Consider the following 24,107-nt stretch of genomic DNA (forward strand, 5'->3'; position numbering starts at 1 on the left):
GATGCTGAATGTCGCGGCCGTCGACCTGTCCTACGGCGCAAGCCTGTGCCTGCGCGGCGTCTCGCTGCAGGCGGAGCCTGGGAAGGTGACGGCGGTGCTGGGGCGCAACGGCGTCGGCAAATCCTCCCTGCTGCGGGCCATCATGGGGCTGGAGCGGGTGCGCGCCGGTACCATCACCTGGGAAGGCCGGGACGTGACGCGGCTGGCGCCGGCGGAACGCGCTCGCGCCGGCATTGGCTATGTGCCGCAGGGAAGGGAGATCTTTCCCTTCCTGACGGTGCAGGAAAACCTGGAGACCGCGCTGGCCGCGGCGCCGCGCGGTTCGGGGGTGGATGCGGAAATCTTCGACCTGTTCCCGATCCTGCGGCAGTTCCTGCGCCGGCGCGGCGGCGATCTTTCGGGTGGCCAGCAGCAGCAATTGGCGATCGGCCGCGCGCTCTGTGCCCGGCCGCGGCTGCTGATCCTCGATGAGCCGACGGAGGGCATCCAGCCTTCCGTCATCAAGGACATCGCCCGCGTCATCCGCCATCTGGCGAAGGATCGCGGCATGGCCGTGATCCTGGTTGAGCAATACTACGACTTCGCCCGCGAACTGGCCGATTCCATCGCCGTGATGGTGCGCGGCGAGGTGGCGCTGGCCGGCACCGCCGGCACGCTGGACGAAGCCGCGGTGCGGAAACTGCTGACCGTCTGACTACCACATCCCCGGCAGCCACAGCGACAGCGCCGGGAACAGCACCAGGATGATGATGCGCGCCAGGTCGGACAGGCAGAAGGGCAGCACACCGCGATAGGTCTCGCCCATGGGGATGTCCTTCGCCATGGCGTTGATGACGAAGAGGTTGAGCCCGAAGGGTGGCGAGATCATCCCCACCTCCACGCTCATCAGCACCAATATCCCGAACCAGACCAGCACCTGCGTGCGGTCCATGCCGAAATCTAGGCCGAGCATCAGCGGGATGAAGATGGGCAGCGTCAGCAGCACCATCGCCATGCTTTCCATGAAGCAGCCGAGGATGAAGTAGACCACCAGGATCAGCGCCAGGATCGCCAGCGGCGGCACCGGCAAGGCGGCCACCATGGCGGACAGTTCCGAGGGCAGATGCGAAAGGGCCAGCGCCGCGCTGAACAACTCCGCCCCCAGCAGCACCAGGAAGATCAGGCCGGTCGTCTCCGCGGTGGACAGCAGGCTTTCCTTCAACCCCTGCCAGCGCATGCCGCCCAGCGCCACCGCCAGCAGCCCCGTCGCGGCGGCGCCGATGGCCGCGCCCTCCGTCGCGCTGAACCAGCCGCCATAGATGCCGGTCACGACCGTGATGAAGACCAGCATCACCGGCCAGACCTCCGCCGTGGCGCGCAGGCGCTCGCGCAGCGGCATGCGCTCCGCCGGCGGCGCGGCGCCGGGCACCAGGCGGCTGTAGAGGTTCACCACCAGCATGTAGCCCGCGGTCGCCAGGATGCCCGGGATGACGGCGGCGACGAACAGCGCGCCGATGCTCATCTCCGTGTAGATCGCGTAGATCACCAGGATGACGCTCGGTGGGATGAGGATGCCCAGCGTGCCACCGGCCGCCAGCGTGCCGGTGGCGAGTGCCGGCGAATAGCCGTGCCGCCGCATCTCCGGCAGCGCCACCTGCGACATGGTGGCGGCGGTGGCGAGCGAGCTTCCGCAGATCGCACCGAAGGCCGCGCAGCCGCCGATGCTGGCCACCGCCAGCCCGCCGCGCCAATGCCCCATCCAGGCCCGCGCGCAACGGAACAGCGCGCGATTCATGCCGCCCTTGGTGGCGAAATCGCCCATCAGCAGGAACAGCGGAATGACCGACAGGATGTAGGAGGAGAAGCGGCTGAAAGTCAGCGTGTTCAGCGTGGCGAACAGCCGGTCCCAGCCGGACATCTCGGCATAGCCCAGCCCGCCCACCAGCAGCATGGCGATGCCGACCGGCATGCGCAGCCCGATCAGCAGCAGCGCGCCGCCGAACATCAGCAGCCCGATGGTGAAATTGCTCATGCGGGGTGGCGCGGCCGGATGAGGCTTTCGGCCGCGACGAAGGCGGCGCAGAGGCTCCACGCCGTCATGCCCAGCGCCGCTGCGGCATAGCCCCACCAGAAGGGCAGTTGCAGGAACATCGTATCCCTCTCGCGGTCCCACATGTTGTAGCCGCCAATGGCCAGCCGCCAGGCCAGCACGGCCACTACCACCGCCACCACCACCCGCATCACCGCATCCAGCACGGCCAGGCCGCGCGGCGGCAGCTTCTGGGTGAAGAAATCCACCACCACATGCGCACCCTTCATCTCACAGAGCGGCATGCACAGCACCACGGCGACGCCGAGCAGCATCTCCACGATCTCGCTGTCACCCAGGATCGGCCGCCCGAAGGCGCCGCGCAGCACGGAGGCGGTGGTGACCGCGACCGCCGCGAGCAACAGCATGCCGCTCACCAGCGCACAGCCGACCGCGAGGCGCGTCAGCGCGCCCCGCAGCGCCGCGAGGCTCACGCGCGGCCGTGCTTCGCGGTGATGGCCTGCAGGTCCGCGAACATCGCGCGGCCATCGCGGCCCCGGCGCGTCATCTCGGCGATCCAGGCGTCGTAGGCGGGCTGCACGGCGGTGCGCCAGCGCGCCTTCTCCTCCGGGCTGATCGAGATGATCTCGTTGCCGGCCGCGATCGCCGCATCCACCGCGGGCTTGGTCTGCGTGTCCCAGATCCTGCCGCGATCGGCGGCCAAGGCGGGGCCGGAATTGGCGTCGATCACCGCCTTCAGGTCGGGCGGCAGGCGGTTGTAGCTGCGGCCGTTCATCAGGGTCAGGATCATGCCCTGGAACAGGCCGACGCCCGCCGGCTCGCTGTGGAATTTTGCCACCTCATACAGCCGGAAGGGCTGGGTGATGGCCCAGTTGATCAGGAAGCCGTCCACCTGGTTGCGCGCCGTCGCCTCATAGACGCCGCCCAACGGAATGCCGACAGGCGTGCCACCGAGCGCCGTGACGGCCTCCCCGATGAAACGGCCGGCGACGCGCAGCTTCAGGCCCCGAAAGTCCTCCATCGTGCGGATCGGCTTGCGGGAGGTATGCACCAGCGCGCGGTCCGTGGAATGCACGGCGATGATCTTGATGCTGCGGTATTCGGTATCCGCCAGGTGCTTGCCGATGAACTCCATCGCCGCCGGACTCTCAGTGGCGGACAGGCCGGTGTTCATGAAGGGCAGTTCCAGCCCCTCCGTCCCCATGAAGCGACCGGGGGTAAAGCCGGGCACGGTCCAGATGATATCGACCACCCCGTCCTCGAGCTGCTGCACCAGGTCGCGCGGCTGGCCGCCGAGCTGCATGGCCGGGAAGACATCGATCTTGATGCGCCCGTTCGATTCCTTCGCCACCTTCTCCGCCCAGGGGTCCAGGTGCAGCGTGTGGTCCAGCGCGGTGGGAGAGGAGAAGCTGTGCAGCCGAAAGGTGAATTGCGGCGCCCCCTGTGCGCGCAGCGTGGCCGGCGCGGCGAGGGTGAGGCCGGCGCCCAGCAGGTGACGTCGCTTCATCATCATGGTCCCTGTCCTAATCTTTTTTCAGCGTGCGGGATGCGCGGGCACGAAGACCGGCTTCAGCAGCCAGCGGCGCGCGATGTCGAAATAGCCCCGGAAGACGTAGTGGCCGTTATGCGCCAGCAGGCGTTCCCGGTGCCGGCGCCAGAAGCCGGGAATCTCGAACCAGGCCATCTGCGGATACAGGTGATGCACGATATGCAGGTTGTTCCACAGGAACAGCAGGCCGAAGACCCAGTTGGACTCCACGCTCGCCGTGCGTTCGCCAGGCGTCGGTCCCCAGCGATGCTCGATGAAGGCGCGCAGCAGGCCGAGGCTGAGGCCCGGCAGCACGAAGACCAAGTAGTAGTGCCAGATCGGCATGCCCGCGACGGCGGCGACGAACCACAGCACCACGGCGAGCCCCGCGAAGAAGCCGAGCCAGATCGGCACGTCGCGGAAGTCCCCCGCGCGCAGCTTCGCGGCCTCGACCAGCACCAGCTTCCGCAGCCGCAGCAACGGCCCGATGGTCAGGCGCCCGAGCAGCGTCTGGTTGAACAGCAGCACGGCGCGCCAGGGGCGCGAATAGCCGGACCAGTCCGTCTGGCGGTGATAGACGCTTTCCGTGTCCTCGCCGGGATAGGTCAGCACCGTGTTGCGGTGATGCGCGGTGTGGCTGCGCTTGTAGAGCTCGAAGGGAAACCAGCCACCGATCGGCGGCCAGACCAGCGCCGTGCGCAGCCAGCGTGGAATGCTGCGCCATCCATGGATCGCCTCATGCTGCAGGGAGAAATGCCAGGCGAGCACATAGGCGCCGCCCAGCATCTGCAGCGGCCAGGGGATGCTGGCGTGAAACCAGACCAGGGCGAGCCAGCACGCATAGATCGCGACCATAACGCCCCAGGTCGGCAACTCCCACCGCCGCCACCAGATCGGTGAGGGCGCGAGGGCGGCGGCTCGGGGAAGGGTCTTCTCCTGCATGTGTGCAGCGTGGCAATAATTACCGGCGCCTTGCAAGCGCGTTTGCCGGCTTCGTTTGCGCCCTTGGCATCGGGCCTGCGCGGCACCGCGGCAGGCGTTGCCGGTATACGCGGCAAAAGGCTGTTGCATACGATTTCAGGCGGCGTTCCGGGGCTGGCGGCGTCGCGGAATGCGCCCATCCTGTTGACGTGCCGCAGATCGGAGACGCCTGCCTTGCCCGCCGCTCGCAGCCTCACGGAGCTCGAAGCCGATGTCCGGCGCGACCTGGACCTGATCGCGCATCCCCGCATGGACTGGCTGCAGCCGAAGACCTGCGGCGGCGCGCCGGTGCTGGATGTGCTGGTGGTCGGCGGCGGACAATGCGGCGTGGTCGCGGCCTTCGCGCTGATGCGCGACAAGGTGCGCAACCTGCTGGTGCTGGACCGCGCCCCCCATGGCCGCGAGGGGCCGTGGACCACCTATGCGCGGATGCACAATCTGCGGTCCTGGAAGGACCAGAGCGGCCCCGATCTCGGCGTGCCCTCCCTCACCTACCAGGCCTGGCACGAGGCGCAGTTCGGCACCGCATCCTGGGAGACGCTGCGCTACATCCCGAAGGAATTCTGGAACGACTACCTGCTGTGGTTGCGCCGCGTGGTCGGCGTGCCGGTCCGCAACGGGGTGGAGGCCGGCCGCATCGGCCCGGCGCGCACCGATGACGGCCTGCCCTGCCTGCGCGTCGAGACCAGCGCGGGCCCGATGCTGGCGCGCAAGGTGGTGCTGGCGACGGGGCAGGAAGGTGCCGGCATCTGGTGGATGCCCGATTTCATCCGCGCCCTGCCCGCGCATCTGCGGGCACATAGCGCGGATGCCATCGATTTCGGTGCGTTGCGCGGCAAGGTGGTGGCGGTGCTCGGCGCCGGGGCCTCCGCCTTCGACAATGCGGCGATGGCGCTGGAGGCCGGCGCGGCCGAGGTGCATCTGTTCTGCCGGCGGGCGGAGCCGATGGTGGTGCAGCCCTATCGCTGGCTGACCTTCGCCGGCTTCATGCGCCACATCCACGAAATGCCCGATGAATGGCGCTGGCGCTTCATGGCGCATGTGCTGGGGCTGCGGGAAGGCTTCCCGCCCGACACCTATGCGCGCGTCCTGGCCTTCCCGAACTTCACCATGCATGTCGGCCGCCCCTGGAGCGATGCGCGGGTGCAGGATTGCCAGGCGGTGGTCGCCACCTCGCGCGGCGACTTCACCGCGGATTTCCTGATCTGCGGCACCGGCGTGCGGATGGACCCTGCACTGGTGCCGGAACTCGCCGGCTGCGCCCACAACATCGCCCGCTGGTCGGACCGCTACACGCCACCGGCGGAGGAAGCGAACCCGCGGCTCGGCGCATTCCCCTATCTCGCCGATGACTACAGCTTCCAGGAACGCGTCCTGGGCGACACGCCCTGGATGCGCGACATCCACCTGTTCGGCATCGGCACCACCATGTCCTTCGGCCCGGCCGGTGCCTCCATCAATGCCATGGGCATCGCCGTGCCGCGGCTGGCGGCGGGCATCACGCGCGGCCTTTTCGCCAGCGACCTGCCGCGATTCTACGATTCACTGCGTGCCTATGACGTGGCGCAGGTGGAGATCGACCCCACCCGCATCGCCGCGGATTAGCGCAGCGTCTCCATCAGCCGGCGCAGCAGCTCCGCGCGCGGGACCAGGCTGTCGAGGTAGATCTGCTCGAAATCCGTGTGCCCGCCCTTGCCGTCGGCGCCGAGGCCATCGAGCACCGGCGCCAGGTCGGCGCAGAAATTGCCGTCGCTGCCGCCGCCGGTCTTGAGGTCCTGCAGATCGAAGCCGATCTCGGCGGCCAGCTTCCGGGCGTGGTCGAACAGCGCGGCGATCCCGGGCGTCTTCTCATAGGGCGGGCGGTTCAGCCCACCGGTGATGGTCAGCGTCACATCCGGCCCGTGCGGTTGCAGCGCCTGCACCTTCGCCAGCATCTCCGCCGCGATGTCCGGCGTCGGCAGCCGCATGTCGATGGCGGCGCGGGCTTCCTCCGCCACCACATTCGCCCGCGTGCCACCGGCGATGGTGCCGACATTCACAGTGACGCCGCGATCGTAGTCGGTCATGGCATGCAGCGCGATGATCTGGTGCGCCAGCTCCCCGATCGCGGAACGGCCATCCTGGTGGCGGCTGCCGGAATGGGCGGCGCGGCCTGTCACCACGAGGTCGAAGCGGGCGGCCCCCTTGCGGGCAGTGACGATCTTGCCGCCCTCCCGCGCCGGCTCCGTCACCAGCACGTATCTCGCCTTCGCGCCCAGGCTGCGGATCAGGTCGCGGCTGGTGGGGCTGCCGACCTCCTCATCCGAGTTGAAAAGATAGGTGATGGGCAGCGGCGTCGGCGTGCTGGCGCGCAGGAAAGTCAGGAATGCCTCGAAGGCCAGGCGCGCACCGGCCTTCATGTCGTAGATGCCGGGGCCATAGGCCTTGTCGCCCTCCACCCGGAACGGCATCCGCGCCAGCATGCCCATCGGGTGCACGGTATCCAGATGCGACAGCACCAGGATGCCCGGCGCATCACCGCCCCAGGGCGAGCGCAGCAGCAGATGGTCGCCCAGGCCGTCGCGGCCAGGGATGATCTCGGTCCGCGCCCCGGCCTCCCGCGCCTCCGCCTCCACCTTCGCCATCAGGGCGGAGACGGCGGCGGGCGCATCGGTAGGGGTCTCATGCTCCACCCAGGGGCGGATGGCGGCGAGCAGGGCGTCGGTGGTGAAACTCATGCGGCGGGCACCAATCTGGACATCAGGGTCGAGGCATCGGCCGGCTGCGCGATCGCCGCAAGGGCCATTTCCGCCTCGCGCGGATCGAGCACGTGGGAAGCGCAGTCGTTGAACTTCCGCAGGTGCTCGTCCTCGCTCATCGGGTTCTCCGCGGCGCCGCGCCGAATGCTGCGCGTCTCGGTGCGGCGCGTGCCGTCGGTAAGGTGCACGGTCACGCTGGTCGGCGGGCGCGGCTCGGCATCCGGCAGCGCATGCATGGTGATGCGTGGCATCAGCGCGCGAATCGCGGGGCTGTGGATGGCTTCGCCCTCGAAATCCGCCAGCGTCACCTGGCCCTGCAGGGCCGCGGTGGCGAGGCAATATTGCATGCTGAACCGCGCTTCCATGCCGCTGCGGGGGTCTCCATGCACCAGGTTCCCGGCGAGCACGGCGGGCAGCGACGTTTCGATGCGCGCGATTCGCTCCGGCGGCACGCGGAGCGCCAGCAGCGCATCCAGCGAAAGATGCGTCGCGGCACAGGTTGGATAGGCCTTGTAACTGATGCCCACTGCCGCGATGGCCAGTGCCTCACGGCCTGCCGGCGGGTCCATGGCACCCACCGGCGCATCCGCGCCGGCGAACATCCGGGCGAAGCGCCAGGTGCCTTCCAGCGCCTCCGCCGCGCCACTGACACCCTGCTCCGCCAGGCTTGCGGCTAGCACGCCGGATTTCGCCGCGAGGCCGGCATGAAGGGATTTCGCCATGGCGCCGAGTTGCATGCGGCTGCCGCTCGCCATGCTGGTGGCGAGGCTCAGCGCATCCCTGGCCTGCGTCGCATCCAGCCGCAGCAGCCGCGCGCAGGCGCCGGCCGCACCGATCGCGCCAATGGTGGAGGTGGCGTGCCAGCCGGCTGCATAATGGCGTGGATTCACGCCGCGGCCGATGCAGGCCATCACCTCCAGCCCTACGACCAGCGCATCCAGCAGTGCCGGGCCATCGGCGCCGCGCTCCTCGCCCAGCGCCAGGATGGCGGGCACCAGCACGGCGGTAGCGTGGCCGGCGAGCGGGTTGAAGGTGTCGTCGTAATCCAGCACATGCGCCGCCGCACCATTGACCAGCGCCGCCCAGGGCGCAGCGAGCGCCTGCCCCGTGCCCACGATGCGCGAGGTTCCGCTGCCCCAGCGCGCGACGGCGGCGGCGGTACGGCGTGGCGTCTCCTCCACCGATCCGGCCAGCATCACGCCGATGGCATCGCGCAGCCCCGCGGTGGCGAGCGGCGCCACCGCCGCCGTGCGGGCGCGCGGCAGATCCACGATCCATTGCGCGATGCGCTGCGTCGCCGCCATCCCTGCAGGCCCCTGCTGACCCGGCAAGCGTCGCGCCGAAGCCGGAGGGGTGCAAGCCCCGCACGTCTTCACGCGGCCGGCAAAGCCGTGCGAAGCTTTGCCCGCATTGCGGGAAGGGACTGGGCATGGCGGGCACTCGGGCTGGAGCGATCGCGCGCGCGGAACGCTGCTTTGATGAAGGCGCATATCTCGACGCGCTGCGGAAGCTGGTGGCGGTGCCGACGGAGAGCCAGCTGCCGGACAGCCTGCCGGCGCTGACGCGCTACTGCACCGAGACGATGCCCGGGCTGATGCGCGACATGCCCTTCGAACAGACGGTGCTGGAGAACCCGCGCAGCGGCCGCGGCCCGGTGTTCCTGGCGACGCGCATCGAGGATCCGGCGCTGCCGACCGTGCTGGTCTACGGCCATGGCGACGTGGTGCGCGGCCTCGCGCCGAAGTGGAGCGACGGCATCGACCCCTGGCAGGTCACGCAACGCGGCGACAAATGGTACGGGCGCGGCACGGTGGACAACAAGGGCCAGCACCTGATCGCCATCGAGGCGCTGCGCGCCGTCATGGCGGAACGCGGCGGCAGGCTCGGCTTCAATGCCAAGGTGCTGGTGGAGACCGGGGAGGAACAGGGCTCCCCCGGCCTGCGCGACCTGCTGCGGGCGGAACGCGACCGACTGGCGGCCGATGTGTTCATCGGGCTGGACGGGCCGCGCCAGACCACCTTCATGCCGGAGATGAAGCTGGGCGCGCGTGGCGGCGTGGCCTTCGACATGGTGGTGCGGCTGCGCGACCACGCGCATCATTCCGGCCATTGGGGCGGCGTGCTGACCGATCCGGGTTTTGTTCTCGCGCATGCGATGGCGAGCATCGTGGACCGCAACGGCCGCATCCTGGTCGAGGGCTGGACGCCCGCCGCCATGCCTGCCTCCGTCAAGCGCGCGATCGGCGACCTGGTCTTCGAGGATATTCCTGGCCTGCCCGAAGGCGATCCCGGCTGGGGCGAGCCGGGGCTGACGAAAGCCGAGAAGATCTTCGGCTGGACCAGCGTGATCGTGCTGGCGCAGGTCACCGGCCACCCGGATGCGCCGACCAATGCGGTGCAGGGCGAGGCGCGCGCGCGGCTACAGGTGCGGCACACGGCGGACATTCCCGGTGCGGATTTCATCCCAGCGCTGCGGCGTCACCTCGACGCCAGGGGATTTCCGGAAGTCGAGATCGTGCCGATGATGGAGCGCGACATGTTCGGCGCCTCCCGCACCGATCCGGACGACCCCTGGGTGGCGATGGTCGCGGGATCGATGCGGCGCACCACCAACCGGGCACCGAACATCATCCCAAATTCCTCCGGTTCCAACCCCTCCGACATGTTCCTGGAGGAGTTGGGCACGCCGGTGATCTGGATTCCGAACAGCTATGCCGGCTGCAACCAGCACGGCCCCGATGAACACGCCTTGGCGCCGCTGCTGCGCGAGGGACTGGGCCTGATGGCCGGCATCTGGTGGGACATTGGCGAGGGCCAGGTGCCCTCGCGCCGCTGAAGGAGACGACGCGCATGACCGACGCAGTGCCCGGCAGCCTGACCGATTCCGTCAGCGGCCCGGAGATGATGGCGAACCTGCGCGAGATCGCGCGCTGGATGAAGCTGAGCGGCGAGAAGGATGAACTGGAATCCATCCGCTTCCTCGAGACCCGCATGCGGGACTACGGCTTCCGCACCCAGCTTCTGCTGCACGACGCCTATATCAGCCTGCCCGGCAAGGCGAGCGTGCTGGTGGATGGCAAGTCGATCGGCTGCATCACGCAATCCTTCTCCTGCCCCGGCAGGATCTCCGGCGTGCCGGTCTATCTCGGCCATGGCACGGATGCGGATTTCGCCGGGCGCAGTCTGGCCGGGCGGATCGTGCTGTGCGAGGGCATGGCGACCCCCGCCGTGGCACAGCGTGCCTCCCGCGCCGGCGCCGCCGGGCAGCTCCATATCAGCCACCATGAGCATATCCACGAGATGTGCATCTCGCCGGTCTGGGGCAGCCCCGGCACCAGCACGCTGGACGGGCTGCCGACGACCATCGTCTGCAGCGTGAACAACGCCGATGGTGGCGCGATCCGCGATGCGCTGGCCGGCGGCGGCCAGCCCGTGGTGACGCTGGAGGCGGAGGTGGATACCGGCTGGCGCAAGACGCCGATCCTGGTCGCGGAAATCGGTGCGGAGGACGCGCCCTTCGTCATGATGTCCGGCCACCAGGACACCTGGTATTACGGCGTGATGGACAATGGCTCGGCCAATGCCGGGATGATGGAGGCGGCGCGGCTCTGCGCTCAGCAGCAGGCGAAGTGGCAGCGCGGCCTGCGCGTGTGCTTCTGGTCCGGCCATTCGCATGGCCGCTACTCCAGCTCCGCCTGGTATGCCGATACGCATTGGGATGAGCTGGACCGGCGCTGCGCCGCGCATGTGAATGTGGACAGCCTGGGCGGTATCGGCGCCACGGTGCTGGAGAATGCGGCGGCGATGACGGAGCTGCGGCACCTGGCGGCGGAGGCGGTGCAGGCGCAGACCAACCAGACCTACAAGGGAAAGCGCAAGGCGCGGAACAGCGACGAGAGCTTCGTCGGCATCGGCATTCCGTCCATGCTCGGCTCCATCAGCGAACAGCCTGCGAAGCACGAGCAGGCGCGCAATGCGCTCGGCTGGTGGTGGCACACGCCGCATGACCTGCTGGACAAGATCGACGAGGGCAATCTGGTGCGCGACACCCGCGTGCTGACGCAGGTGCTGTGGAAGCTGCTGGCGGAGCCGGTGGTGCCGCTGGACCACGCGGCGACCGCGGAGGCGCTGCTGAAGGAGTTGGCGCCGCTGGCGCAGAAGCTGGATGGGCGCTTTGATCTCGGCGGGCTTGTGGCAGCCGCGACCCGGCTGCGCGACAGCGCCGCGGGCCTCCCGGGCCGCAGCGCGAAGGATGCGGCGGCTGCGAGTGCCGCATTGATGCGTGCATCCCGCGCGCTGGTGCCGGTGGACTACACGCCGGGTAACCGCTTCGGCCATGCCGCCGCACTGCCCCTGCCCGCCTGGGCTACGCTGCAGCCGGTGCGGGACCTGGCGGCGACGGAAGCAGGCAGTGACGCCGCGAAGTTCGCCGCGGTGGACGCGCAACGAGCCCGAAATCGCCTTGCCCATGCGCTGCGTGAGGCACAGGCCGCCATCAATGCCGCCGACGCGGCGCTGAACTGAAGGAACTACACCCATGCGAAACGACGAACAGGTCTGGCGCAGCGTTGATGAGCGGAAGGAGGCCTATGCGGCACTCAGCGACCGCGTCTGGGGCATGCCGGAGCTCTGCTACAACGAGCATCGCAGCGTGGCGGAGCATATCGCGATGCTGGAGGCGGAGGGCTTCGCCATCACCCGCGATGTCGCCGGAATCCCGACCGCGGTGATGGGCGAGGCCGGCGAAGGCGGGCCTGTCATTGCGATTCTCGGCGAGTACGACGCCCTGCCCGGCCTGTCGCAGGAAGCCGGCGTGGCCGAGCACAAGCCGCTGCCGGGGGATGGCTACGGCCATGGCTGCGGCCACAATGTGCTGGGCTCCGCCAGCCTGCTCGCCGCTGCGGCGGTGAAGGATTACCTGAAGGCGAACAACCTGCCTGGCCGCGTGCGCTACTATGGCTGCCCGGCGGAGGAAGGTGGCGCCGCCAAGGGCTTCATGGTGCGCGGTGGCGCCTTCGATGATGTGGACATCGCCATCTCCTGGCACCCGGCAAGCTTCTCCGGCGTGAACGAGGCGATCTCCCTGGCCAATACGCGCATCGATTTCTCCTTTACCGGCCGCGCGGCGCATGCCGCATCCTCCCCGCATCTCGGGCGGTCGGCGCTGGATGCGATCGAGCTGATGAATGTCGGCGTGAACTACATGCGGGAGCACATGCCGAGCGACGCGCGCATCCACTACGCCTATCTCAATGCCGGCGGCATCGCGCCCAATGTCGTGCAGTCGCAGACCAAGGTGCGCTACCTGATCCGGGCGCGGAACCTGGTGGAGTTGAACGCCCTGGTCACGCGCGTGCGCAAGATCGCGGATGGCGCGGCGCTGATGACGGAGACGACCGTCTCGACGCAGGTGATCTCGGCCGTATCCAACCTGCTCGGCAACTCGCCGCTCGAACAGCTCATGCAGGACAATTTCCAGCGCCTCGGCCCGCCACAATTCACCGATGCGGACAAGGCCTATGCGGCGGAGATCCAGAAGACGTTGAGCGAGGAGGACATCCTCTCCGGCTATCGTCGCCAGGGCGTCACCCCGGATACCGGCAAGGCGCTGTGCGAGCTTATTGTGCCGCCGGGAGCCAAGGGCGCCGGCATGAACGGCTCCACCGATGTCGGCGACGTATCCTGGAAGGTGCCGACGGTGCAGGCGCGCGGTGCCACCTACGCCATCGGCACGCCCGGCCATAGCTGGCAGGTTGTGGCGCAGGGCAAGGCGCCGGCGGCGCATACCGGCATGGTCCATGTGGCGAAGGTGATGGCCGGCACGGCGGTGGATGCACTGCAGAACCCGGATCTGATCGCCAAGGCCAAGGCCGACCACGCTGCGCGCACCGGCGGCAAGCCCTATGTCAGCCCGCTTCCGGCGGATGCGAAGCCGGCGCTCGGCATGTCGCTCGCCGAGTGATCTGAAACCGCGAAACCCGCGATCGCCACAGCAATGCTTGCGGCGGCGCGGGGATGGCGGCAGCCTTTGCCTTTCGGTGGAGGGTGTCGCCATGGCTCGGCGTCAGATGAAGCTCGGTGTCTCGATGATCGGGCTGGGCTACCACATGGCGGCGTGGCGCCATCCGGATATCGATCCGGCCGGCAACATGAAGCTGTCGCACTACGTGGATGTCACCCGTATCGCGCAGCGCGGCAAGCTGGACCTGGTGTTCCTGGCCGATGGCGTCGGCATCCGCGCGCAGGACGAGCCGAAGGGTGCGCTGGCGCGATCTTCCAAGAACGTGGTGTTCGAGCCGCTGACGCTGCTTTCGGCGCTGGCCATGGTCAGCGAGCATGTCGGCCTCGTCGCCACTGCCTCCACCACCTACAACGAGCCCTATCACGTCGCCCGCAAATTCGCCTCGCTGGACCATATCAGCGGCGGCCGTGCAGGCTGGAACGTGGTGTCCTCCTTCACCGATACCGAGGCGCGCAATTTCGGCTTCGAGAAGGCACCGGACTATGACAAGCGGTATGATCGCGCCGGTGAATTCGTCGAGGTGGTGCGCGGGCTGTGGGAGAGCTGGGAGGATGATGCCTTCATCCGCGACAAGGCCTCCGGCATCAACTACGACGAGTCGAAGCTGCATGTCCTGAACCACAGGGGCGAGCATTTCCGCGTCGCCGGACCGCTGAACGTGGCACGCACGCCGCAGGGGCATCCGGTGATCTTCCAGGCCGGCGCCTCCGATGCCGGGCGGGAATTGGCGGCCGCGACGGCGGACGGGCTGTATGCCGCCTCGCAGGAGCTGTCCGTCGCGCAGGCCTACTACAGCGACGTGAAGGGCCGCATGGCGCGCTATGGGCGGGAGCCGGAGCATCTGAGGATCATGCCCGGCCTCCTCGCCGTGCCCGGCCGCACGCGACAGGAGGCGCAGGACAAGCATGAGCAGGTGCAGTCGCTGCTGGACCCGCTGCTCGGCCTGAACCAACTTTCCCGCGTCATGGGCGACCTCTCCGCCTATGACGTGGACGGGCCGGTGCCGGACAGCATCGACCCACGCATGCGAAGCCGGGCGCAGATCTTCCTGGACCTGGCGAAGCGCGACAACCTGACCATCCGCCAGCTCTACACCCTGGTCGCAGCCGGCAATGGCCACCGCACCGTCGTCGGTACTCCGACGGACATCGCCGATGCGATGCAGGAGTGGTTCGAGCAGGGTGCCGCCGATGGCTACAACATCCTGCCGCCCTGGCTGCCCGGCGGGCTCGCCGATGTGGTCGACATGGTGGTCCCGGAATTGCAGAGGCGCGGCCTGTTCCGCACCGAGTACGAGGGCACGACACTGCGCGAGAATCTGGGCGTGCCCTACCCCACCCATCGCCGCGCCGCACTCGCCCGCGGCCTGGCCGCCGAATAGTCGAGAGGGAGACGCCACCATGCGCCTGCTCCGCCCCCTGCTGCTCGCTTCCGCCATGCTCGCCAGCCTGCCCGTCGCTGCACAGGAATTGCGCATCGGCTTCAAGGCCGCGGTCACCGGCGCCGACCCGCACCAGAACTACACGCCCAACCGCAACGTGCAGCTCCACGTCTATGAACCGCTGGTGCTGCAGGATCCCTTCATGCGGCTGCAGCCCGGCGCCGCCAGCGCCTGGCGCAATATCGACCCCAGCACATGGGAGTTCACGCTGCGCGAGGGGCTGAAATTCCACGACGGCACGCCGGTGACGGCGGATGACGTGGTGTTCTCCATCCGCCGGGCCAGCGCCGCCACCGGGCTTCGCACCTTCGTGGCGCAGACGCGCAACGTGGCGAGCGTGGAGGCGAAGGACCCGCGCACCGTCATCATCCGCACCACCGCGCCGACGCCGCTGCTGCCGGTGCAGATGGCCGTGATCGCCATCGTCTCCGCCCTCGCTGCCGCGGATGCGGGGGAAGCCGAGTTCAATGGCGGCCGCGCCGCCATCGGCACCGGGCCCTATCGCTGGGTACGCTATACGCCCGGCCGCGACGTGGTGATCGAGCGCGCGGCGAGCCATTGGCGGGAGCCCGAGCCATGGGAACGCGTGACCTTCCGCTTCATCTCGAATGACAGCGCCCGCGTCGCGGCCCTGCTGGCGGGCGATGTGGACGTGATCGACAACGTCCCGCCCTCCCTGTTCGGGGAAGTGCGTGCCAGCGACCGCACGCAGCTCATCACCACGCCAGGACTGTTCACGCTGTACATGTACCTGGACCATTTCCGCGACCAGGTGGTCTTCGCCACCGGGCCGGATGGCCAGCCCCTGGCGCGCAACCCGATCCGCGATCCGAAGGTGCGGCAGGCGATGAACCTGGCGATCAACCGTGTGGCGCTGGCCGAGCGCGGCATGGAAGGTGCGGCGGACCCGATCGGGCAGTTCGCTGGCCCCGGCTTCATCGGCCATGACGAAAGCCTGGCCCCGCCGCGGCACGACCCGGCGCAGGCCCGCCGGCTGCTGGCGGAGGCCGGCTATCCAAATGGCTTCGGCCTGACCATCCACTGCACCAATGACCGCTTCCCAGGCGATTCCCGCACCTGCCAGGCGGTGGGCCAGATGTTCACCGCTGTCGGCATCCGCACCATCGTGGAGCCGCTGCCGGCGGCCGTGTTCTTCCGTCGCGCCAATGGCAACGCCACGCAGGACCCGGAATTCACCGCCTTCATGGCAATCTTCGCTTCCTCCACCGGCGTGGCGAGCGAGAGCATGACAACGATCCTGCGCACCCGGAATCGCGCCACCGGCGCGGGGTCGCTCAACCGCGGGCGCTATTCCAGCGCCGCGCTGGATGTGGCGCTCGACCGGGTCGATTCGATCTTCGACGATGCGGCACGGGAACGCGCCATGGGCGACGCCGCGCGCATCGCGATCGAGGACAATGCGATCATCCCGGTATTCTCGCTGCGCGCTTCCTACGGACTGCGACGGGGCCTGAGCATCGTGCCGCGCGGCGACCAGTACACCTACGCCACCACCATCCGCGTCGCGCCGTCGCGGTAGCCTACAGGGGCCAGAACAGCAGCAGCGCGGGCATCGCCACCGCCACCACCAGCAGTTCCAGCGGCAGACCCAGCCGCCAGTAGTCGCTGAAGCGGAAGCCGCCGGGGCCAAGGATCAGAGTGTTGTTCTGGTGCCCGATCGGCGTCAAAAAGGCGCAGGATGCGCCGATCGCCACGGCCATCAGGAAGGGGTCCGTGGCGACGCCGAGCTGGCTGGCAGTGCCGATCGCCACCGGGCACATCACGGCTGCGGTGCCGGCGTTGTTCATGAAATCGGACAGCGTCATCGTCACCACCAGCACCAGCGCCAGCGCCGCAACCGGGCCATAGGGCGCGACCGGCGCGAGCAGGGCGTTGGCCACCAGATCCGCCGCGCCCGTCGTGGCCATCGCCTCCGCCACCGGCAGCAGCGCGGCCAGCAGCACGATCACCGGCCAATCCACCGCATCATACAGCCGCCGCACCGGCACCTGGCCCAGCGCCACCACCGCCAGCACGCCCGCCGCGAAGGCGATGGCGGCGGGCACCAGGCCGAAGGCGGCACCAGCGATGGAGGCCAGCATCACGCCTCCGACCAGCGCGGCGCGGCGCGCATCTGGCAGGCGCAGCGAGCGCTGTGCCAGCGGCACCAGGCCGAAGCGCTGGGCAAACTCCGCCATCGTCTCCGGCGAGCCCTGCAGCAGCAGCATGTCGCCCTCGCGCAGCGCCATGGTGTTCAGCCGTGCGGTGGAACGGACGCCGCGGCGCGAGATGGCCAGCAGGTTCACACCGAAATGGTGGCGCAGGCGGATACCCCGGGCAGAGAGGCCGGCAATCTCGGCCCGAGGCCGCACCACATATTCCGCCAGGACCACATCGGGCGATTGCAGCGCGGCGGCGGGGCTGTCCGGCTCGGGCGGGTTCTCGTTCGAAGCGTCGTCGCCCGCGCGCACATCCTCCTCCAGCTTCAGGCCAAGATCCGCCAGAGCGGCAGTCAGCGCCTCCGGCTCCGCCTCGATCACCAGGATGTCGCCGGCCTGAACCTCCCGCGACAGATGCGGCGCGGCGATACGGCGCTCGTCGCGCAGCAGGCCGAGCACCTGCGCCTCGCTGGCTTTCAGCGCCTCCTCGATCGCGCGCAGCGACATGCCGGCCGCCTTGGCGCCTTCCGGGACCCGCGCCTCGGTCAGGTAGGCGCCGGCGGCAAAGCCCTCGGCACCGCTGACCTTGCGCTCGGGAACCAGGCGCCAGCCGAGCGCCATCAGCGCGAGGCCCGACAGCGCCACGGCAACGCCGACCGGCGCGAAGTCGAACATGGCAAAGCTGTCGGCGCCGCCAGCCTGGGCGCGGAAGCCGGAGACGATGAGGTTGGGCGGCGTGCCGATCAGCGTCGTCATGCCGCCGAGGATGGAGCCAAAGGCCAGCGGCATCAGCACCCGCCCTGGCGCCAGGCCAAGCCGTGCGGCGACCGGAATTGCCACCGGCATCAGTAGCGCCAGCGCGCCGACATTGTTCATGAAGGCCGAGAGCAGCGCGGCCAGACCGGACAGCGCCGCGATGGTTAGTGTCGGCCCGGCCTTGCGCGGCACCGCGACGCTGGACAGCCAGTCCACCGCGCCGCTGGCTTGCAGCGCAGCGCTGAGGATCAGGATGCAGGCGACAGTGACGACGGCCGGGTGCCCCAGCCCGTTGAATGCCGCGTCAGGTTCGACCAGCCCCGCCGCGACCGCGGCCAGCAACGCGGCCACCGCCACCACGTCATGCCGCCAGCGGCCCCAGATGAACAGGATGATGGTGGCCGCCAGGATGGCGAGGAGGCTGGCTTGGGCAAAGGTCATCTGGTCGGTCTCGGCAGCGGGCGGAGGCCATAGCAGCCGGCGGACATATCGGTTGCATCACGGACGCGCGTGCGGGCGCGACGGCTAGATCTTGTGCGATTCCAGCGTACTCGGATGGAACAGTTCCTCCGGCACCAGCAGCCGGCTGGACAGGCCCTGGGCGTGATGGTGGCGCAGGAACCAGTCGAAGACGTGACGGTTCTCGGACAGGCCGTAGGAGAAGAAATCCTCCCCCATCAACCGGCGCGCGGCACGGAGACTCTCCTCCACGAAGGGTAGCGTCACCTTGGTGGCGGAGGTGTCGGCCAGCTTCGCCAGCGCCACCGCCTTGGATTTCTCGAAGGCTTTCTGGACCGCGGCCGGCAGCCAGGGGTGCCGCTCCACCAGCGTGCGCCGGATGCCCAGCACATGCATGACCGGGAAGATGCGCGTCTTGCGGAACCAGGCCTGGGCCGCGGCGGTGGGGTCGGGGAACAGCCAGTCGATATCCGGGTCGCCGCGTTCGAAGCAGGAGGGCGCGCGCGGGCCCATCACGCCATCCAGCTCCCCCGCCGCCAGCATGCCGGAGATGGTGGCGCCTTCCGGCGCGTTCTCGATCACGACGCCTGGCGGCAGGTTGAGGGAGATCTTCTCCACCCGTCCCGGCGTATCGTAGCCGCCGCGCACCCAGGTGATTTCGGCGGGGCGCACCCCGTACTCCTCCTCCAGGATCGCCCGCGCCCAGACATTGGCGGTGAGCTGGTATTCCGGGATGCCGATGCGCTTGCCGCGCAGATCCTCGGGCCGTGCGATGCCGCGATCCGTGCGTACGACGATGCAGGTGTGGCGGAAGGCGCGGGAGGGGAAGACCGGCACGGCGATGTAGGGGGAATCGCCCTTGGCGACCCGCACGGAATAGGAGGAGAGCGACAATTCGCAGATGTCGAAGGCCTCGTGCCGGAAGGCGCGGAAGAAGATTTCCTCCGGCTCCAGCAGCATGAATTGCGGATCGACCGCGTCGATCTGCACCTCCCCATCCACCAGCGGGCGCATGCGGTCATAGGGGCCGATGGCAATGGAGAGCTGGAGCTTTGCCACCTGCTATTCCGCCGCGATCGAGGAGGGGGCGTCGACGAAGAGGCTGCGTTCCATCTCCGTCGTGCCGAAGCTGCGCCAGTCGGTGGTCTTCGGGACCACGCCCTCGAAAGACGAAATATCCTTCAGCGGCACGCGCGGCTCCGTACGGCCAAGGGCGGGCGCGCCTTCCGCCAGGGCGCGTGCGGCCTCGATCATCAGGCGGCGCCATTGCACGATGGCGACGTCGCTGGCGGCGAGGCGTTCGGTGGTGCGGTCGGCGATCGGGCCCATGCTTTCCCACATCGCCATGTCCTGCGCCGGGATGCCCTTGATGCCGGTGAAATTGCCCAGCGCCATCAGGCGGCGGTCCTGGCCGTAGTCATTTTCCCGGGTCCGCTTCTTCTGCCAGTCGGCATCCACGTCGATGCCCGGCTGCAGGGCGAGGAACTTGCGCCAGTCCTCGGTGGAAGGAACGTCCGGCCCCTCCCCCCAGGCCATGAAATAGAACCAGGAATGGTGGTCATCGATCGGCACCGTCACCTGCGCCACGTTGTAGCTGGCATTGGGCGGGATCAGCGAGGTGACAGGCGCCACGAAGGTGGTGATGCGCACATAGTCATGCGTCGCCGCATTGGCGATCGGCCGGCGGATGGCGGCGTAGCGGAAGCCGTAGGAGGTGAGCTGCACCTGCAGCCGCGGCGCCTTGTCCGTGGAAGGCCGCGTCCAGTTCTTCGCATTCGCCCCGGCGCGGCCGACGCGGGCCGGCACCATGTCCGAGGAATGCAGCGAGGAGGAATGGGCGCTATCGATCTGCCCCTCGACGATCTGCGCCCAGTTGCAGGGCACCATGGTCTTGCCGATGGCGACGCGCGTGTCGGGGGTCGGCGCGAAGGGGGGCGGTTCGAAGTCCGGCATATCGGCGCCATTGCCGAGGAAGGCCCAGACGAAGCCGCCGGCCTCCTCCACCGGATAGCTGGGGTGCTTGAAGCGGGCGGCGGCGCAGGCTTCCGGCGGCTCGCTCGGCATCTCGAGGACGTTGCCCTCCACGTCGATCTTCCAGCCGTGATACAGGCAGCGCAGGCCGCCTTCCTCGTTGCGGCCGTAATAGAGCGAGGCCTTGCGGTGCGGGCAGGCCTCCGCCACCAGGCCGAGGCGGCCGTCGCTGTCGCGGAAGGCGACCAGCTTCTCACCCAGCACCTGGACGCGAATCGGCTTGCCGTCCGGCTCCTCCACCTCCTCGGAAAGGCAGACCGGCAGCCAGTGGCTGCGCATCAGGCGGCCCATTGGGGCATCTCCGGTGACGCGGCAGAGCAGATCATTCTCGTCCTGGGTGAGCATGGCGGTCCCTCCCATATACTTAGCAGGCTAAGATATGCGGCGATGGCCGAGGGCTGTCCAGGCCGGTTGACCTTTTTAATTAGTCTTCTAAGTATCTTCAGAACACTAGGGAGGATGGCGGAATTGGAGGACGGCTTCACCCCGCTGCGGGTCCTTTCCGCTGACCGCATCGCGGAGGATATCTTCCGCTTCGACTTGGCGCATCCGGCCGGCGAGGGCCTGCCCGCCTTCACCGCCGGCGCGCATCTGCGGGTGCGGGTGCCGGGCGAGCTGGAACGGCGCTATTCGCTGTGTTCGGACCCGGGCGAGACGGCGGGCTATTCCATCGCGGTGAAGCGGGATGCGGCGGGCCAGGGCGGGTCCGTCGCGCTGTGCGACCAGGTGAAGGCGGGCGACCTGCTGCCCTGCTCGGCGCCGCACAACGATTTTTCGCTGGTGGGCCGGCCGGTTGCGCGGCTGTTCATCGCCGGCGGCATCGGCATCACGCCGATCATGGCGATGATCCGTCATCTGGAGGCCGAGGGCGGGCCGCCCTGGAAGCTGGTCTATCTCACCCGCTCCGCCGCGCAGACCGCGTTTCGGGAGGAACTTCTGGCCTTCCGCGGCAAGGTGACCCTCCACCATGATGGTGGCGACCCGAACCGCGCCTTCGACCTCTGGCCCCTGCTGGAACAGCCGAGGGGCCGGCACATCCATTGCTGCGGGCCGCGCGGGCTGATGCAGGCGGTGCGGGACATGACGGGCCACTGGTCCTCCGCCGCCGTGCATTTCGAGGACTTTTCCGCCGGCAGCGGCCAGATCCGGCCGGACGACCTGGCCTTCACCGCGCGGCTGGCGCGTTCCGGCACCGAGATCCCGGTGCCGGCGGGCACCACCCTGCTCTCGGCGCTGCACCGGGCGGGCCATGCCGTGCCATTCTCCTGCGAAAGCGGCACCTGCGGGTCCTGCCGCACCGGGCTGGTCTCGGGCGAGGTGGACCATCGCGACCTGGTGCTGATGGAGCATGAGAAGGCCATGGCCATCCTGCCCTGCGTCTCCCGCGCCGCGCCCGGCTGCGACACGCTGGTCCTCGACCTGTGAGGCGGGAGGCCGATCCGGAGCTGGACCTGCGGCCGCCCGAGGCGCCGCGGCGGCTGCGGCTCGGCGTTGCCGGCCTCGGCCGGGCCTTCATGCTGATGCTGCCGACGCTGGCGCATCATCCGCGCATCCAGCTGGTGGCCTGCGCCGATCCGCGGCCGGAGGCGCGCATCCGCTTCACGGCGGATTTCGACGCGCCGGCCTATGCCGATTTCGGCGCGCTCTGCGACGACAAGCAGGTGGAGGCCATCTACCTCGCCACGCCGCACCAGTTCCACGCGGCCCAGGTGGCGCGGGCGGCCGATTCGGGCAAGCACCTGCTGGTGGAGAAGCCGCTGGCGGTGACGCTGGCGGAGGCGGCCTCCATGGTCGAGCGCGCCCGCGCCGCCGGGGTGCGGCTGGTGGTGGGCCATAGCCACGGGCAGGACGGGCCGGTGCTGGCCGCGCGGCGCATGATCGCGGCCGGGGAATTCGGCGCCGTGCGCATGATCACCGCGCTGAATTTTACCGACTTCCTGTACCGCCCGCGACGGCCGGAGGAGCTGGACACCGCCCAGGGCGGCGGCGTGGTGTTCAGCCAGGGGGCGCATCAGGTGGATGTGGCGCGGCTGCTCGGCGGCGGGCTGGTGCGCTCCGTCCGCGCCGCGACGGGCGCCTGGGACCCGGCGCGGCCGACGGAGGGCGCCTATACCGCCTTCCTCACCTTCGAGAATGGCTGCGTCGCCAGCCTGACCTATTCCGGCTATGGCCGCTTCGACAGCGACGTCTTTCTCGATTGGGTGGGGGAGATGGGCATGCCCAAGGATCCGGCCCACCACGGCACAGCCCGCGCGGCACTGTCCGGCCTGCCCGATGCGGCGGCGGAGGCCGCCCTCAAGGTGACCCGCACCTATGGCGCCCCGGGCCAGCCCCCTGGCCTGCCGCCGGCCGCCCCGCCCGCCTTCCACAACCAGTTCGGCCTGGTGATCGCCAGCTGCGATCGGGCCGACCTGCGGCTGACGGCGCAGGGCGTCGAGATCCACGGCGACACCACCCGCCTGCTGCGCAAGACCCCCCTGCCGGCGGTTCCGCGCGGCGAAGTGCTGGACGAGCTTTGCGCTGCCGTGCTGGATGGCGCCCTGCCGCTGCATGACGGCGCCTGGGGCATGGCCACGCTGGAGGTCTGCCTCGCCATCCTGCAATCCGCCCGCGAGGGCCGAGAGGTCGCGCTGCACCACCAAGTGGCGCCGAAGGACGACTGAGACGATGCCCACCCTGCGAATCGAGCCACGCCAGGACAGCGCTACCGGCCTGTTCTTCCTGGAGGTTTTTCTGCCCGCGGAGGCGCCCACCCCCTTCGTCAGCACCGCCCCCCGCTATGCCAGCGCCGCGGCGGCCGAACAGGACATGATCGCAACGCTGACGGCGGCCGCGAACCGACCCCGCGCATGAGCGACCGCGAATCGGCGCTGCCTTTCGACGAAAGCCTCGGCTACCTGGTGCGGGACCTGAACCGGCGCATCCAGCGCAGCCTGCAGGCCCGCATCCAGCCCAGCGGCGCGACACTCGGCGCCTGGTACTTCCTGCGCGTGCTGTGGGAGGAGGAGAGCCTGACCCAGCGAGAGCTGGCGCAGCGCATCGGCATGCAGGAACCCACCGCCGTCATCGCGCTGCGCGGCATGGAGGAAGCCGGCTGGATCATCCGCGACCGCAGCGAGGAGGATCGCCGCAAGGTGCATATCCGCCTGACCGATGCCGGCCGCGCCCTGCGCGGCACCCTGCTGCCGGAGGCCAAGGCGGTGATCGGCCAGGCGCTGGGCGGCATGAGCGAGGTGGAGGTCGAGACATTGCTTGACCTGCTGCGCCGCGCCCGCGCCAACCTGGCCGACCCACCTACGACTTCAGCCGCGCAGCGGCGGCGGCGACGCAAAGGCTGAACACCTCGAGCGAATCGAAGGGCACGTCGGCGCCGCCTGGCGGCAGGAAGATCGGCAGGCCGCCGCCCTGCTCCACCGCGCCGGGGATCATCAGGTTGTCCGGCAGGCCGAAGCCGCCCACCGTCAGCCCCGGCATCGGATCCGGCACCACCGCCGTCTGCGCCTGGCTGCGGGCGGCGAAGGGCGTGGCGCTGTTGGAATAGGCGAAGATCGGCCGGCCGCGGCCGAGGAACCAGCCCAGCTCCAGCAGCGTGCCCGCATCGGCCGAGGCGCCGCGGAAGGGGGTGAGGTTGGCGATGATCAGGTCCGCACGCTCCATCATCGCCAGATCCTTGGCGAAGATCACCCGCCAGGCCTCGGCCTCCGGCATGCTGGCCAGGGAGGCGACATCCTCGTTCAGCGGTGGCAGGGCGGTGATGCCGTGTCGGGCGCAGATGGCGGATTTGCGGGCCGCCTGTGCCGGGGCGTCGGGCAGGAAGACATCGGGGCCGGCGAGATAGGCAAGGGGCATGGCGGCAAGCTGACCACGCGGCGCGCAGCCTGTGCAAGGCGCGGGCAATCATCGGCGGCGCCGGACCGGCACGGCGGAAATGGCCTCTGGCCCGCCACGGGGCGCATCTGGCAG

The 24,107-nt window shown here is 69.3% G+C and carries 21 protein-coding genes; 11 read left to right on the forward strand and 10 right to left on the reverse strand.

What is annotated here, in order from left to right; genetic code table 11:
- The first annotated feature begins 1 nt into the window (after position 1).
- Entirely contained in the window at positions 2-694 is a 693-nt protein-coding gene (urtE, locus tag HB662_RS17930) for an urea ABC transporter ATP-binding subunit UrtE (RefSeq protein ID WP_168051187.1), read from the forward strand.
- Here urtE and HB662_RS17935 read toward each other — a convergent pair whose 3' ends face one another.
- Genes HB662_RS17935 through HB662_RS17950 form a run of 4 tightly spaced genes read right to left on the reverse strand, consistent with a single transcriptional unit; the run spans position 695 to position 4,499 of the window.
- Entirely contained in the window at positions 695-2,011 is a 1,317-nt protein-coding gene (locus tag HB662_RS17935; protein WP_168051188.1) for a TRAP transporter large permease, read from the reverse strand.
- Complete coding sequence (locus HB662_RS17940) at positions 2,008-2,502, reverse strand: TRAP transporter small permease subunit (RefSeq protein WP_168051189.1); 495 nt, start codon at positions 2,500-2,502, stop codon at positions 2,008-2,010. Before HB662_RS17940 ends, HB662_RS17935 begins: the two co-directional genes overlap by 4 nt.
- The gene (locus tag HB662_RS17945) at positions 2,499-3,542 is read right to left on the reverse strand and encodes a TRAP transporter substrate-binding protein (protein WP_168051190.1); all 1,044 of its coding nucleotides are present in this window, start codon (positions 3,540-3,542) and stop codon (positions 2,499-2,501) included. Before HB662_RS17945 ends, HB662_RS17940 begins: the two co-directional genes overlap by 4 nt.
- 21 nt (positions 3,543-3,563) lie before the next feature.
- The gene (locus tag HB662_RS17950; RefSeq protein WP_168051191.1) at positions 3,564-4,499 is read right to left on the reverse strand and encodes a fatty acid desaturase; all 936 of its coding nucleotides are present in this window, start codon (positions 4,497-4,499) and stop codon (positions 3,564-3,566) included.
- 213 nt (positions 4,500-4,712) lie between these two features.
- Here HB662_RS17950 and HB662_RS17955 point away from each other — a divergent pair, with 213 nt between their 5' ends.
- Positions 4,713-6,143, forward strand: a complete 1,431-nt coding sequence (locus HB662_RS17955) for an NAD(P)-binding domain-containing protein (RefSeq protein WP_209443351.1) — start codon at positions 4,713-4,715, stop codon at positions 6,141-6,143.
- Here the strand turns inward: HB662_RS17955 and HB662_RS17960 are convergent.
- Together HB662_RS17960 and HB662_RS17965 are read right to left on the reverse strand one after the other, a co-directional pair.
- The gene (locus tag HB662_RS17960) at positions 6,140-7,255 is read right to left on the reverse strand and encodes a M20 family metallopeptidase (protein ID WP_168051193.1); all 1,116 of its coding nucleotides are present in this window, start codon (positions 7,253-7,255) and stop codon (positions 6,140-6,142) included. The two genes, HB662_RS17955 and HB662_RS17960, sit on opposite strands and share 4 nt — an antisense overlap.
- On the reverse strand, positions 7,252-8,580 hold the full coding sequence (locus tag HB662_RS17965; protein ID WP_168051195.1) for an MmgE/PrpD family protein: 1,329 nt from the start codon (positions 8,578-8,580) through the stop codon (positions 7,252-7,254). Before HB662_RS17965 ends, HB662_RS17960 begins: the two co-directional genes overlap by 4 nt.
- A gap of 125 nt (positions 8,581-8,705) precedes the next feature.
- Between HB662_RS17965 and HB662_RS17970 the strand changes: the two genes are divergently transcribed.
- The 5 genes from HB662_RS17970 to HB662_RS17990 all read left to right on the forward strand — a co-directional run bounded on the left by HB662_RS17970 (position 8,706) and on the right by HB662_RS17990 (position 16,279).
- Positions 8,706-10,112 carry a M20/M25/M40 family metallo-hydrolase gene (locus HB662_RS17970; protein ID WP_168051197.1) on the forward strand — a complete coding sequence of 469 codons (1,407 nt, stop codon included), beginning with the start codon at positions 8,706-8,708 and terminating at the stop codon, positions 10,110-10,112.
- 14 nt (positions 10,113-10,126) lie between these two features.
- Complete coding sequence (locus HB662_RS17975; RefSeq protein WP_168051199.1) at positions 10,127-11,800, forward strand: M28 family peptidase; 1,674 nt, start codon at positions 10,127-10,129, stop codon at positions 11,798-11,800.
- 13 nt (positions 11,801-11,813) lie between these two features.
- Complete coding sequence (locus HB662_RS17980; protein ID WP_168051201.1) at positions 11,814-13,238, forward strand: M20 family metallopeptidase; 1,425 nt, start codon at positions 11,814-11,816, stop codon at positions 13,236-13,238.
- 91 nt (positions 13,239-13,329) lie between these two features.
- Positions 13,330-14,679, forward strand: coding sequence for an LLM class flavin-dependent oxidoreductase (locus tag HB662_RS17985; protein ID WP_168051203.1), 1,350 nt, complete (start codon positions 13,330-13,332; stop codon positions 14,677-14,679).
- Positions 14,680-14,698: 19 nt separating this feature from the next.
- Positions 14,699-16,279, forward strand: a complete 1,581-nt coding sequence (locus HB662_RS17990) for an ABC transporter substrate-binding protein (protein ID WP_168051205.1) — start codon at positions 14,699-14,701, stop codon at positions 16,277-16,279.
- Between the two features lies 1 nt (position 16,280).
- Here the strand turns inward: HB662_RS17990 and HB662_RS17995 are convergent, their stop codons facing one another.
- The 3 genes from HB662_RS17995 to HB662_RS18005 form a co-directional block, all read right to left on the reverse strand.
- Complete coding sequence (locus HB662_RS17995) at positions 16,281-18,095, reverse strand: SLC13 family permease (RefSeq protein ID WP_168051207.1); 1,815 nt, start codon at positions 18,093-18,095, stop codon at positions 16,281-16,283.
- 84 nt (positions 18,096-18,179) lie between these two features.
- On the reverse strand, positions 18,180-19,172 hold the full coding sequence (locus HB662_RS18000; protein ID WP_168051209.1) for a PhnD/SsuA/transferrin family substrate-binding protein: 993 nt from the start codon (positions 19,170-19,172) through the stop codon (positions 18,180-18,182).
- 3 nt (positions 19,173-19,175) lie between these two features.
- Complete coding sequence (locus tag HB662_RS18005; RefSeq protein WP_168051211.1) at positions 19,176-20,489, reverse strand: Rieske 2Fe-2S domain-containing protein; 1,314 nt, start codon at positions 20,487-20,489, stop codon at positions 19,176-19,178.
- A gap of 114 nt (positions 20,490-20,603) precedes the next feature.
- On the opposite strand from HB662_RS18005, the gene HB662_RS18010 reads away from it, so the two are divergent.
- From HB662_RS18010 to HB662_RS18025, 4 genes are read left to right on the forward strand one after another with little or no spacing between them, the layout of a single operon-like run.
- Entirely contained in the window at positions 20,604-21,569 is a 966-nt protein-coding gene (locus tag HB662_RS18010; protein WP_168051213.1) for a PDR/VanB family oxidoreductase, read from the forward strand.
- Positions 21,566-22,807, forward strand: coding sequence for a Gfo/Idh/MocA family protein (locus HB662_RS18015; RefSeq protein ID WP_342449535.1), 1,242 nt, complete (start codon positions 21,566-21,568; stop codon positions 22,805-22,807). Before HB662_RS18010 ends, HB662_RS18015 begins: the two co-directional genes overlap by 4 nt.
- Positions 22,808-22,811: 4 nt before the next feature.
- Positions 22,812-22,997 (forward strand): hypothetical protein, encoded by a 186-nt coding sequence (locus tag HB662_RS18020; protein WP_168051215.1) that lies wholly within the window; start codon positions 22,812-22,814, stop codon positions 22,995-22,997.
- A complete protein-coding gene (locus HB662_RS18025; RefSeq protein ID WP_168051217.1) occupies positions 22,994-23,482 on the forward strand; it encodes a MarR family winged helix-turn-helix transcriptional regulator in 489 nt (162 codons plus the stop codon). Before HB662_RS18020 ends, HB662_RS18025 begins: the two co-directional genes overlap by 4 nt.
- Here HB662_RS18025 and HB662_RS18030 read toward each other — a convergent pair.
- A complete protein-coding gene (locus HB662_RS18030; RefSeq protein ID WP_168051219.1) occupies positions 23,439-23,993 on the reverse strand; it encodes a nucleoside 2-deoxyribosyltransferase in 555 nt (184 codons plus the stop codon). The two genes, HB662_RS18025 and HB662_RS18030, sit on opposite strands and share 44 nt — an antisense overlap.
- Positions 23,994-24,107: the final 114 nt, after the last annotated feature.

It is taken from the genome of Falsiroseomonas frigidaquae (genome assembly GCF_012163145.1).
Classification (GTDB): Bacteria; Pseudomonadota; Alphaproteobacteria; order Acetobacterales; family Acetobacteraceae; genus Falsiroseomonas; species Falsiroseomonas frigidaquae.